The sequence below is a fragment of the Desulfoluna butyratoxydans genome (genome assembly GCF_900699765.1).
In the GTDB taxonomy this organism is placed as follows: domain Bacteria; phylum Desulfobacterota; class Desulfobacteria; order Desulfobacterales; family Desulfolunaceae; genus Desulfoluna; species Desulfoluna butyratoxydans.
In genome coordinates this window covers 131,487-144,572 of sequence record NZ_CAADHO010000003.1, presented here as the reverse complement: position 1 = coordinate 144,572, position 13,086 = coordinate 131,487, and the positions used below count along the sequence as shown (strand labels likewise).

9 protein-coding genes are annotated in these 13,086 nt (G+C 60.6%); 6 read left to right on the top strand and 3 right to left on the bottom strand.

Annotated elements, in window-relative coordinates:
• Positions 1-271: 271 nt before the first annotated feature.
• The 3 genes from MSL71_RS09565 to MSL71_RS09555 all read right to left on the bottom strand — a co-directional run bounded on the left by MSL71_RS09565 (position 272) and on the right by MSL71_RS09555 (position 2,672).
• Positions 272-952: a GntR family transcriptional regulator gene (locus MSL71_RS09565; protein WP_180139464.1), complete on the bottom strand. Its 681-nt coding sequence runs from the start codon at positions 950-952 to the stop codon at positions 272-274.
• 237 nt (positions 953-1,189) lie between these two features.
• On the bottom strand, positions 1,190-2,188 hold the full coding sequence (gene cuyA / locus MSL71_RS09560) for a D-cysteate sulfo-lyase (protein WP_180139461.1): 999 nt from the start codon (positions 2,186-2,188) through the stop codon (positions 1,190-1,192).
• Between the two features lie 106 nt (positions 2,189-2,294).
• Positions 2,295-2,672: a RidA family protein gene (locus MSL71_RS09555; protein WP_092208575.1), complete on the bottom strand. Its 378-nt coding sequence runs from the start codon at positions 2,670-2,672 to the stop codon at positions 2,295-2,297.
• A 553-nt stretch (positions 2,673-3,225) separates the two neighbouring features.
• Here MSL71_RS09555 and MSL71_RS09550 point away from each other — a divergent pair.
• The 6 genes from MSL71_RS09550 to rbr all read left to right on the top strand — a co-directional run bounded on the left by MSL71_RS09550 (position 3,226) and on the right by rbr (position 13,086).
• Positions 3,226-6,216: a pyruvate formate lyase family protein gene (locus MSL71_RS09550; RefSeq protein ID WP_180139458.1), complete on the top strand. Its 2,991-nt coding sequence runs from the start codon at positions 3,226-3,228 to the stop codon at positions 6,214-6,216.
• Positions 6,217-6,670: 454 nt separating this feature from the next.
• Positions 6,671-8,419, top strand: a complete 1,749-nt coding sequence (locus MSL71_RS09545; RefSeq protein WP_180139455.1) for an ABC transporter ATP-binding protein — start codon at positions 6,671-6,673, stop codon at positions 8,417-8,419.
• Positions 8,412-10,370, top strand: a complete 1,959-nt coding sequence (locus MSL71_RS09540) for an ABC transporter ATP-binding protein (protein WP_180139453.1) — start codon at positions 8,412-8,414, stop codon at positions 10,368-10,370. The genes MSL71_RS09545 and MSL71_RS09540 overlap by 8 nt, the downstream gene beginning before the upstream one ends.
• A gap of 84 nt (positions 10,371-10,454) precedes the next feature.
• The gene (locus MSL71_RS09535) at positions 10,455-10,913 is read left to right on the top strand and encodes an NUDIX domain-containing protein (RefSeq protein ID WP_180139450.1); all 459 of its coding nucleotides are present in this window, start codon (positions 10,455-10,457) and stop codon (positions 10,911-10,913) included.
• A gap of 317 nt (positions 10,914-11,230) precedes the next feature.
• Complete coding sequence (locus tag MSL71_RS09530; RefSeq protein ID WP_180139447.1) at positions 11,231-12,151, top strand: alpha/beta fold hydrolase; 921 nt, start codon at positions 11,231-11,233, stop codon at positions 12,149-12,151.
• A 359-nt stretch (positions 12,152-12,510) separates the two neighbouring features.
• The gene (rbr, locus tag MSL71_RS09525; RefSeq protein ID WP_180139444.1) at positions 12,511-13,086 is read left to right on the top strand and encodes a rubrerythrin; all 576 of its coding nucleotides are present in this window, start codon (positions 12,511-12,513) and stop codon (positions 13,084-13,086) included.

Below are 13,086 nucleotides of genomic sequence, written 5' to 3'. Positions count from 1 at the left end.
GAGAACTGACGACGCCCACCAGAGAATGCAATAAACCTGAAAAGCAAAGCCCCATGAGGACATAGATTGAATGGATATACCGATTTGTATCTGCCGGTTTACCGGAAGGGATGGTAGAGGAGTCCGTGCTTCGGACATGGGGGATGAAAGAATGGAGAAAAACGGGAAAAAATACGGCGACTGTTGCTGCGTCACAGGCCCCTGCCGTGATCCACAATCCACGCCCAGCCACCACCTTATAGCCTATGACCTGCCTTACCTATGACCTGCTTTACCTGCAAATCTTACACAACGGGTTGTCCTGCTCGCACCCGTACATGGACATGCGCTCACCCGATTCAATGTAGTGCTCGCGAAGCGCCCTCTCAATAACCACCTTGTCCCGGGTTTTCAGCGCGTCCACAATGGATTTGTGGCGAAGCCAGACCGTACGGGGTGAGAAGAGATTACGCCAGTACCGGAAGAGGAGAAACTTGGAGAGGCCGTGGCAGTAGCGCCGGGAGAGTTCCACTAGAAGGGTGTTGTCCGTTTTGGAAAAGAGGACCTCATGAAACCGGTCGTCCAGGGCGGGCATGTAATCGGCGGCCGTCTCCATGGAGGCCACCACCTCCATACGGTCCACAATGGCCTGGAGGGTGTCGAAATCATTCTCGGTAAACTCGTCGATGGAGGCGGCAACGGCAGCGCCTTCCAGAACCCCACCCGTAAAGTAGCTCTCTTTGATCTGCTTTTTGGTCAGGCAGTTGATGAACTTGCCCTTCTGGGGGACAGAAACGATGAGCCCGTCACGGGTCAGCATCTGAAGCGCCTCCCGCACCGGTGCCCGGCTGATGGAAAGGCTGGCGGCTACGTGCACCTCGTTGACCTTGTCACCGGGGTTCAGGGACCCTTCCAGAATCGATCGCTTGATGTACTCGGTTACCTGCTCACTGTACGTTTTGATTTCCGCCATGGTGCATCTATATTCCGTTACGGGCTCCGGGCTCCCTGGTCAGGGGAACGACCGGTGTTGGGTTATTGATTCGTTTGCACTCATTTTATGCAACATATTCTCCGTGAGATCAACCGAAACTCACGCGCCTGCACATTCCAGGGCACCTGGCCCTGCGGACCGGCACAAACAAAAAAACCGCAGCACCGGATAACCTTCACCGGTGCTGCGGAAATTTACGATCTCACTCGCCGAATGCTACCTGAAGGTGTCCAGGTAAGCGTAGAGGGCGGGGGATCCTCCGGTGTGGAGGAAGAGAACGTTGGAGCCTTTGGGGAAGGTTCCCTTGCGTACGTGGTCTACCAGGCCGGCAGCCACTTTACCGGTGTAGACGGGGTCGAGGAGGATCGCCTCTTCACCGGCGAACAGCTTCACGGCCTCAACCATGGCGTCGGTGGGCAGGGAGTAGCCGGGGCCGACGTAGTCGCCGTAGCAAACCACGTCTTCACGGGCAACGCCGCCTTTGACGTCGAGGAGCTCAGCGGTCTTCTGGGCCAGACCGAAAACGATCTCTTCCTGGGCTTCCTTGGTACGGGACACGTTGATGCCGATGACGGGGATGTTGGCGTTGATCCCGGTCATGCCCACAACCATACCGGCGTGGGTACCGGCGGAACCGGAGGGAACAACAACGTAGTCGATGTTCAGGTCCATGTCGTTGAGCTGGTTCATCAGCTCTTCGGCGCATGCAGCGTAACCCAGGGCACCGATGGGGTTAGAAGCACCGCCGGGAACGATGTAGGGCTTCTTGCCGGCAGCTTTCAGCTCTGCAGCAGTCTTCTCCATCTCAGCCATCATGTCGGAACCGCCTTCAACAACACGCTTGGACTTCACGCCAAGGAGTTCGAAGAGGAAGTTGTTGCCGCTGCCGTCTTCCTTGTAAGAGCCCTTGACGCGCTCTTCGAGAACGAGGTGGCACTCGAGGCCTTCTTTGGCAGCCCAGGAAGCAGTAAGGCGGCAGTGGTTGGACTGGATGGCACCGCAGGTGATGATGGTGTCGGCACCCTTCTCGATGGCGTCGGCGATGCAGAAGTCGAGTTTACGGGTCTTGTTGCCGCCGGACGCACCGGGGAGCAGGTCGTCACGCTTGACGAAGAGGTTCACCTCGCCGCCGAGGGCTTTGCTGAGGTTTTTCATGGGCTCGACAGGAGTCTGGCCCTGGAGGTAACCGCGACGGGGAAATTTAGTGAAATTCATGGTCTTTATTTCCTTATTTGGGAGGGAATAAGCGTTTATCGGATCTATCTGCAAGGTCCGTTTAAATACGGGCGATCATGGGTACCATCACCGCCCGGATATTCATTTACACAGCAAAAATCGCCTCGATTTCGATGGCGGCGCCCAGGGGCAGCGCGCCCACCTGAAAAGCGCTTCGGGCCGGATAAGGCTCTTTGAAATATTCTGCGTACACCTTGTTGGCTTCGGCAAAATCGGCGATGTCCGCAAGGAACACCGTCACCTTCACGGCTTTGTCGAGGGAGCTTCCACCTGCTTCGGCAACGGCCTTGAGGTTTTCAAGGGCGCGGGTGGCTTTCTCGGCGATGGTCCCTTCCACCATGGTGGAGGTGGCGGGATCAATGGGGAGGCAACCTGAGGCAAAAACAAAACCGTTGGAAACGATCCCCTGTGAGTAGGGGCCTACGGCTGCGGGTGCGTCGGGCGTCTGGATCGGCTGGGTCATAATGCGTGATATCCTTCATTATGTTGGGTTATCATGTCCATCATTGAAGGGGGAAAAGGGGACTCCCCTTTGCGCCCGTTCCAAATGTCGACATTTGACATGTATGAAGTTTTAAAGACCTCGGAAGCCTCCTGTCAAACACTTTTTTTGCCTTTTTACTAAAAAACCGTGCAAAGCCTTTCACAGCGCATATTTCCAGACGTTATAAAATTTTATGCCCCCTGGACGGCCCTTCCATCAGACAAGGGCCCCACACGCCGATATAGCACCATAATTTCAGATCATTAGAATATCACACCCATCATCTTTCAGACAAACAAAACCGATTTCCCTTTCCTGCGGTAACCACCGGCACCCCGTTGGTGACCCCTCACCCACCGTCACCAGGGCCATTGAAAAGACAAGCCCCGGCGTTCACTTGATATGCCGTCGGCCCGGTGATAAGGTGAACACTGTTCCACCGCACCACAGTCCCTTCCCCTTGAGCCAGAAGGCCCGGACGCCTGCATGGCCCACATCGCCCAGCAGCTGTTCATGAGAGAAAGGAGCCGCCATGCCTGACTGTTCCCTTTTACATCGTGTGTTCACGCCGGACCGCCTGACGCGGTGGGTGTTGACAGGCCTTGCCCTGGCTTTCCGTGTGATGCCCCATGTGCGAAATAAATTAAAATCCCCTGAAGGATGGATGGATTTCAGCGTGGGGGTATCCACAGAAAACGGAAGCGTGGCCCAGGCCCTGGTGTTTAATAACGGCCGCTGCCGGGTTGTGTCGCCCATCCCCGAAGGGGCAGACGCCTGCCTCACGGCGCGGGACGAGAAGAGCCTGGCGGATCTGGTACTCCTGCCCCCCAGTGAAGTGATGGTGATGATGCTGAGAAACCGCATCCGCACCTCGGGCAACCTGGCGTACATCCAGCTGGTCAACAGGCTGGTGGCGCTGCTGGCATCCCCCCTGCAGGGACGCGCCCGGAAAAAGGCCTCCGCCCTTGCACGAATGAGCCTCACCGACACCCCGCCCGCGGATCGCCCCGAAAACCACGCCGGGCTTGCCCGGCGAGCCCGCCACCACTTGAGGGCGGTTGCCAAAGGCGACCCCGGCGTGCGCCATTTACAAGACCCCTATCTTTCACACTGGAATTTGGACGACTTTCCCCGCATTGAGGCCCTTCTGTCCCGCCACCTGAATGCACGCCCCCGCATCTGCCCGGAGCGGGCCGCAGCCCTTACGGCCTGGCACCGCAAAAACGGCTACGAGACCCGCCCCGACGGCACCGCCTGGCACCCGGTGGAACGGCAGGGCCTCGCCCTGGCCCACGTCCTCAAGTCCAAGAAGCCTGTCATCCAGGCAGAACAACTCCTGGCGGGCACCACCACATCGGACCCGGTGTGCGGGGTCGCCATCTACCCCGATACCCACGGCACCTCCATCTGGAGCGAGCTGGACACCGTCCACCGCCGGGAACTCAACCCCTACGATATCTCTCCGTCCACCAAAAAAGCACTCCACGACCTCTTTCCCTTCTGGATCCACCGGAACGTCCGGGAACAGGCAAGAAACCGGTTAAAGGACCTCACCCCCCTTGAAATCGATGAAAAATGGGTGGCCTACTTCTGCTGGAAGTCCGTGGGGGTATCCCACACAGCCCCGGACTTTCCCGCCATCCTCTCCCTTGGGACCACGGGGCTGCGCACCAAGATCAAGGAGAGGCAAGGAGGGCCCGGGCTCACACAAGGGCAGTCCCGAACCCTCTCGGGCATGTCCCACATGCTTGACGGCCTGGATGCCTATGCCAATGCCCTCTGCCAAGAAGCCGAAGAGTGCGCCGCCAAAGCCCCAAACCCCGCCCGGAAAAAAGAGCTCACCCACCTTGCCCGGGTCTGCGCAAGGGTCCCCCGCCACCCGGCAACGACACTGCACGAGGCCCTCCAGAGCCTCTGGACCACCTGGATCGCCCTCAACATGGAAAACACCGACACCGGCCTCTCCATGGGCCGCCTCGACCGCCTCCTCCAGCCCTTTTTCCTCTCGGACATGGCCCGGTGCACCTCCCGGGAAGAGCGAGACGCCTTTATTAAAGTGGCTCTGGAACTGTGCTGTGCCTTTTTTCTTCGTCTCACCGACCACATGCCCATGAGCCCGGACATCGGCAACCACCTCTTCGGGGGCTCGCCCCCGGATCAGGCCGTCACTTTAGGGGGCGTCACGCCCCGGGGGGAGGACGGGGTCTGCGACATGACCTACATCCTCTTAAAGGTCACCGAGATGCTCTCCATCCACGACCCCAACGTCAACGCCCGCATCCACCCGGAAAAAAACAGCGCCACCTACATCAAGCGCCTCTGCGAGGTGAACTACACCACCGGGGCCACCCCCTCCCTGCACAACGACCTGGCCGTTGCCGCGTCCCTGGCCAAGCATGGTTACCCCGAAGAGCACGCCAACGACTGGTGTGCCATCGGATGCGTGGAACCCACCCTCACCGGTCGCCACGCCGGGCACACGGGCTCCATCCTCATGAACCTGGTGGCAGGCCTGGAAATGGCCCTGAACAACGGGGTCCACCCCCTCATCGGCACCCGGCTCGGCCCCCGCACCGGCACACCGGAGCACTTCTCCGATTTCGAGGCCTTCTTCAACGCCTGGAAAACCCAGCAGCGCTTTCTTATCCAGCACGCCGTCACCTTAAACAACACCTACGCCGCCCTCCACGCGGAGATGCGCCCCACGCCCCTCTTGAGCCTCCTCATGGACGGCTGCCTTGACGCGGCAACGGACATCACCCAGGGAGGCGCGCGATACAACAGCTCGGGCACCTCCAACATCGGCCTGGCCGATGTCACCGACTCCCTTTTGGCCGTCAAAAAACTCGTCTTCGACGACAAACGCATCCCCCTTGCCACCTTCAAAGAGGCCGTGGACACCCAGTTCGCCCAAACGCCCCACATCCGCGAGCTGGTCTGCAACCACGTGCCCCTGTTCGGGTCCGGAAGCAAGGAAGCCCTCTCCCTCTGCAACGAAATCACCCATTTTTTGAGCACCACCTACCACGATTTTACCAACCACCGCGGCGGCCCCTACACCTGCGGGTTCTGGTCCATGAGCCAACACGTGGCCTACGGCGCCCTCTCCGGCACCCTCCCCTCGGGGCGCCTGGCCGGCAAGGCCTTCACCCCCGGCCTCACCCCGGAACCCCACGCCTCGGCCAACTACCTCGACTTCATCTCCGATGTGGCCCGACTCAACCCCGTCCACATGGACAACAACATCGCCTTCAACGTTAAACTCGTCCCCAAACCAGGGGAAAACCGCCAGAAGATCGTGGATACCATGGCCGCATACGTCACCGCCTACCTCGGCATGGGAGGCATGCAGATGCAGTTCAACGTGGTGGACTCCCGCACCCTGAAAGACGCCATGGCCCACCCGGAACACTACCCCAACCTCATCGTCCGCATCTCCGGCTACAACGCCTACTTCGTCCGCCTCAACCACGCCCAGCAGATCGAACTCATCGAACGGGCGGAGTACGGAATGACGGGATAAAAAAAAGCCTCCGGCGGCGAGGTGAGCCACCTCGAAAGCTCATTGCCCTTGCGCTTTGTCCCTCGTTCCTCGGGCCAAAGCGCACGGGCCTTCGGCTCGGGCTTCGCCCGGCACAAACGCTGATGGTGTGGGCAGGCTGGCTCACAAGCTTCGACGCAACAGAATACATTGCTGTCTCTTGCCTTTATGGATTTAACCGATCAGCCTCTGGCGGGTCGTTTCTTTTAAAAAAAGCTCCATAACATAACTTCGACGGAACCTGAAAAGGCGTATTTAAGACTTGTTTGTCAAACTTTTTAAAAGTTTGGCCCCCGGCAGGGCCGCCGGAGGCATGTTTTTTTTCGCCGTTGTCTGGTCGATACTCATGCCCCAACGCCCTTGACTTCCCGCCATTTAATCCCCATTTTGAACTGTGAATCACCTCACCTGCCACCCTTGTTTCCGTGGATATGCCATGACTGCCTTTGACCTGATCCGTCCTTACTTTCGAGCAAACCTGCGTCGCATTGCCACAGGGCTTCTCTTCCTGCTTGGCGTGGACGCCTTTCAGCTCTTTATTCCCCGCATCGTCAAGCACGCCGTGGACGCCCTGTCCGCGGGCACGGCCACGCCGCATCTCCTTGCCCGGGACGGCGGCATCATCGTTTGTTTTGCGATGCTCATCGGCGTGTTCCGGTTCGGCTGGCGCCATTGCCTCATCGGCACCTCCCGGCGGGTGGAGCGGGCCATCCGGAGCGATCTGTTTTCCCACCTGCTCACCCTGGACGCCCGCTACTTCGACACCACCCGCACCGGGGACCTCATGAGCCACGCCACCAGCGACATCAACAACATCCGCATGGCAACGGGCATGGGCATCGTCGCCGTCACCGACGCCGTGGTCTTAGGGGGCGCGGCCATCGGCTTCATGGCCTGGATCCATCCGGGGCTTACCCTCATGGCCCTGATCCCCATGCCCTTTATCGTCCTGAGCGCCCGGGTGTTCGGCAGGCGCATGCACGCCCGCCACAAGGCGGTGCAGGAGGGGCTTGCCGCCATCACCGAACATGTGAGGGAGGCGGTGGACGGAATCCGCGTGGTCAAGGTGTTCGGCAGGGGAAAACAGGTGGACCACAGGCTGAAGGATCTCTCCGGGGATTACGTACGGCGCAACCTGCGCCTCGTCAGGGTCACGGGGAGCCTCATGCCCCTGATGATCTTTCTCTCGGGCATGGGCACGGCCATCGTGGTGGGGGCAGGCGGGCGGCTTGTCATCACCGGCGGGATCTCTCCCGGAGATTTCGTGGCCTTCATCAGCTACCTGGGCCTTCTCACCTGGCCCATGATGGCCCTGGGCTGGATGACCAACCTCGTCCAGCGGGGAAAAGCCTCCCTGGACCGCCTGGCAGTGATCTTTAACGAGCGCCCCGAGGTGGCCGAGCCCCGTCACCCCACCCCCATTGCAAACCCCACAGGCCGCCTGGACATGGAGAAGGTCTTCTTCTCCTTTAACGGCTCCAGGCAGGTGTTGAGGCACATCTCCCTGGCCGTGGAGAGCGGCAAAAGCGTGGGCGTTGTCGGGCCGCCGGGAAGCGGTAAGACCGCCCTGCTCTCCCTTCTGGTCCGCCTCTACGACCCCACGGGCGGGACCATCCGCATGGACGGCGTGCCCTTGCCCGACCTTGCCACGGCAGACGTGAGGCGCCTTGTCCGCTTCATGCCCCAGGAACCCTGGCTCTTCTCCGGCACCATCGAAGAGAACATCTGCGGGCCCGGGGCCCATGCGGATGCCCGCAAGCTGGACCGGGCCGTTACCGAGGCATGCCTTGCCCAAACCATCGAAGGGTTTGAAGACGGGCTGAACACCATCGTAGGCGAAAAGGGGGTGATGCTCTCCGGCGGCCAGAAGCAGCGGGTGGCCCTGGCCCGGACCCTCTACGATCCGTCCCCCGTTCTCATCCTGGACGATCCTGTCAGCCAGGTGGACACGCGCACCGCCCACCACATCATCGAGGCCGTGTTTGCCGATACAGGCCGCACCCTGGTGGTGGCGTCCCACCGATTTGCCGCCATCGTGCCCTGCGACGAGATCCTCGTCATGGAAGAGGGGCGCATCCGCGCCAGGGGTTCCCACGAGCACCTGCTCAAAACGGACGACTACTACCGGGAAACCTGGCGACTCCAGAGCCTGGCCTTGGAAATCGAGGAGGCAGACCATGCGTAGGGGCGGATACATCGAAGAGACAGATATCACCCAGTCCAAGGACTACCGGCTGGCAGGCCGCCTGATTCCCTTCATCACCCCCCACCGGAAGCTTCTGGCGGCGGCTTTGCTCCTGGTGATCGTTTTGACGGTCCTTGACCTCTCCATCCCCTGGATCACCAAAGAGGCCCTGGACCGCTACATCGTGCCAGACCCGGGCAGGCCCGAAACCCGGATGATTGCCGTGGACACCTCCGACCCTGCGGTCAACCGGTTCCTACTCGCCCACCCTGAGCTCCGGTCAAAAGGTGGCGGCACCCTTGCCATCCCCAGGACCGCCCTGGACAAGGCCGACCCCGAGACCCGCCTGAGGCTGCGGGCGGCCGACATCAACGGGGCCGTCAAGGCGGCCCTGCTTCTTCTGGGGGCCCTCTTTTTCAACTTCCTCTTCGGCTTCTGCCAGACCTTTGTCCTGGAGATCATGGGCCAGCGGATCATCCACGACCTACGCCTGGCCCTGTTCACCCACATCCGCAAGCTCCCGGTCTCCTGGTACCACCGAAACCCCACGGGCCGCGTAGTGACCCGCCTTACAGGGGACGTGGAAAACCTGCGGGAGATGTTCACCTCGGTCATCACCTTTGTCTTTAAAGACATTTTCCTGCTGGCTGGCATCCTGGCCATGCTGATCATCCTTGATTATCGGCTGGCCGCCGTCACCCTCATCGTCATCCCCGTGGCCGTGGCCGCCGCCATCGGTTTTGCCCGCCGGTCCCGCTCCGCCTTCCGGGACCTGCGCGTGCGCATTGCCGAGATCAACGCCCACCTGGCCGAGACCATCGGCGGCATGAGCGTCATCCGCCTCTTTGCCCGGGAAAAAGAGACCGACGCCGCCTTCAGACACCTCTCGGACCGACACTATGACGCCGGCATGGCCCAGGTGCGCATCTTTGCCCTCTTCATGCCCGTCATCGAGGTGCTCAACGCAACGGCCCTGGGGCTCATCATCTTCTACGGGGGCTACCGGGTCTTAGGGGGCTTTGCCAGCCTGGGAGTCCTTGTGGCCTACATCAGCTACCTGCGCATGTTCTTCCGTCCCATCCGGGACATCGCCGAAAAATACAACATCCTCCAGAACGCCTTCTCATCTGCCGAGCGCCTCTTTCTCATCCTCGACACACCCATGGCAGACGACGAAAAGCCCGGCGGAGACCCGGGTGCGCCCATCCACACCATCGCCTTTGACGACCTCAGCTTTGGGTACACCGATGGAGAGCCCGTTCTTTCCAACGTCAGTTTTGCCGCAAAAAAAGGAGAAACCATCGCCATCGTGGGCCCCACGGGCGCGGGCAAGACATCCATCGTCAGCCTCCTTGTCCGGTTCTGGGATCCCCAGGGCGGCACCATCCGGGTCAACGGCCGCCCCCTGGCCGAGCTGGATCCCCAAAGGTGGCGCAGCCGCATCGCCATGGTCATGCAGGACCCCTTCCTCTTTGCCGGTACCATTCGGGAGAACATCCTCCCCGACCCGGACCGTCCCCCCGCCCCCGAAGCCCTTGACGCCGCCCTGCGCCAGGCCGGATGCGGCTTTGTCCTGGACCGGCTGGACCAGGGCCTCGACACCCTCCTCACCGAAGGGGGCCGTCCCCTGTCCAGCGGGGAACGCCAGCTCCTCTCCATCGCCCGGGCCTTTGTGAAAAACCCTGAGCTCCTCATCCTGGACGAGGCCACCAGCTATGTGGACTCTGTGAGCGAATCGGAGATCCAGGCGGCCCTGTCCCGACTCATGGAAAACCGCACCACCTTCCTCATCGCCCACCGCCTCTCCACGGCCCGACACGCCCACCGCATCCTGGTGGTCAAAAAGGGCCGCATCGCCGAATCGGGCAGCCACCATGAGCTGATGGGCAAAAAAGGGCTCTACTTTCGCATGCAGCAACTGGAGAACAGCACAGGCCATGTTCCTTCCTAAGGGTTGCACAAACCAATTCAGTCAGGATAAGATGCAAGACAAACCGGGTTTCATTCCAGAGCCACCGTCATCAAGGAGGCCCCCATGATCATCTCGTTAAACATCGCCAAAGCCGTCATCACCGACGGCCAGAACATCCTGATGCTCATGAAGGAGTACGACAACGGCCATACCCTCTACACCTTGCCCGGCGGGCGCCAGAAAGCCGGGGAGACCCTGGAAGAGGCTGTGGTCCGGGAGGTCCACGAAGAGGTGGCCGCCACCGTCAACGTCCTGGGTCTCCTGGGAGTCTACGAACACAGCCACCCGGCCCGCAAAGACCCGGAGATCACCCAGCACCATGTGGAGTTTGCCTTTCTCTGCGAGCTCAACGAACCCTACGACCCCGTCATGGGACACACCCCGGACCCCCACCAGGTCTCCGTGGAGTGGGTCTCCAGGCAATCCCTCCAGAAGCTCACCCTCCACCCCGAAGAGCTGGAAGGATTCCTCAAAGCCTTCAAGCTCCCCGACCCCCCGGTCTATCTCGGTCACATCTCGTAACACCGAGAAATCCGAGAAATCCGAGACAACAACACTGAGGCGCCCCAAAGCGCCAAGGGATTCCTGCGCCTGCCCCTTACCTTAAAAAAGCGCTCTGCCCTTCTCCGCAATTCCGGTTGGACTTTTGCTGACTCAGGTATATGGTAAGGAGGTGAGCATAAACAGCAGGGAGGTCCCACGCCACACTCCCACCGGCATATCAAGCCGATATCAAAAGCCATACAAGCAGAGAAACAGCACGTATAAATACCTGCGCGATTTATACGAAGCATAAAGAGTTCCCGTAAGAAAGAGAGAAAAGAGAGGAGAAAAGAAAGATGAAAGACGTTCTGCACGCTGCAGGCGAATTCGTCACGCGCCACAGGGGGCTGGCCCCCGAGACGCTGGAAACGGCCCTCATGGGTGACTTGGAGGCCAGATCAACGACGTGCGAGGTCAATGACCACGGCATCCACTGGATCGAAGCCGGGGACGGCCCTCCCCTGGTTCTGGTCCACGGCTGGTCCTGCTCCGGTTATTTCTGGAAACCCATGATTCCCCTGTTCAAAGAGAAATACCGGGTCCTGGCCCCGGACCTTCCCGGCCACGGCCTCTCATCCAAGGAGCACGACTCCTACCTTCCGGAAAAACAGGCGGAAAGGCTCCTGGCCTGGCTGTCGGAAATCGGGGTGGAGCGGTTCACCCTGGTGGGGCACTCCATGGGAGGTGAAATCGCCGCCCGCATGGCCCTGCAAGCCCCGGAACGGGTCCAGACCCTGACCCTGGCCGGTGCCATCGGCTTAAAGCAGGTCCTGGACCGCCTGCCCTGGTACGCCCGCCTGGCTCTGGCCCCTGTGACCCAGAAAGTCATCAACCGGTTCCTCACGGAAAAGGCCCTGGCCCGAAGCCACCGGCTCTTCATGACCGGCCCGGGGCGTCCGGACTACCCGGAGTGCACCCGGGACATCATCCTGACCAACACCAACACCCCCCTGGACCTGGCCACCCTGAATCAAACCACCCGCGACGGCCTCTTCCGGGACTTCCTCGACGGGCGCGCCACCGGGATCAGCCTGCCGACCCTCTGCATCTGGGGGGAAGTGGACAAGCTCGTGCCCCTGTCCGCGGGTGAGGAGTATGCCCGCCTTATCCCCGACGCGCACCTGGCAAAAATTCCGGCCACAGGCCACATGATCCCCTGGGAAGAGCCCGAACGCATGGCATCGGAGATCATCGGCTTTGACGAACAACGCCGATAACGCCGCCGTCCGTCACTGCCTCCGGCAGCCCTCCGGGGAGCCCTGCCGGAGGCCACGCTTCCATATCATATATCTGATTTTACCGATGTCTAAAGGCGTTTGCCCTGACGACAAAACCGCCTTTTGACTATGACACGCTCAACGCTTTCTGGTAGGATCAAATCCATTCGTGCCCGGACCGTTCACACGGTCCGATGAAAGCCGCCAGGCAGTGCCCGGGTCCATCAGGCCCAAGCAGCCCCCCGGCATATGCCGCGCACGTCGCCCCCAGAAGGCCTTATCGTAAAATGAACCAACGTCTCGGGACACGTCGCCCGCGTCGTCACGACCCAACCTTTTCTTTTAAGGAGACACACACAATGGCATCACTGAAAGGAACCCAGACCGAAAAAAACCTCCTCACCTCCTTTGCAGGGGAGTCCCAGGCCCGCAACCGCTACACCTACTTTGCAGCCCAGGCCAGAAAAGAGGGGTACGTCCAGATCTCCGCCATCTTCGAAGAGACCGCCAACCAGGAAAAGGAACACGCCAAACGATTCTTCAAGTGCCTTGAAGGCGGGGAAGCGGAAGTGAAGTGGAGTTTCCCGGCAGGGGTCATCGGCACCACCTTGGAAAACCTCAAGGCCGCAGCCGAAGGGGAAAAAGAAGAGTTCACCAGCATGTACCCCGGCTACGCCAAGGTGGCCAGGGAGGAGGGGTTCGAGACCATCGCCGCCCTCTTTGAAAACATCTGCGTTGCCGAAGAGCACCACGAAAACCGCTACCGCGCCCTGGCCGCCAACATCGAGGCCGGAAAAGTCTTCAAGCGCGAAGCCGGCACGGTCTGGGCCTGCCGCAACTGCGGGTACATCCACACCGGCGAAGAGGCTCCGGCCAGCTGCCCGGCCTGCGCACACCCCCAGGCCCACTTTGAGCTGAAGCCCGACAATTATTAA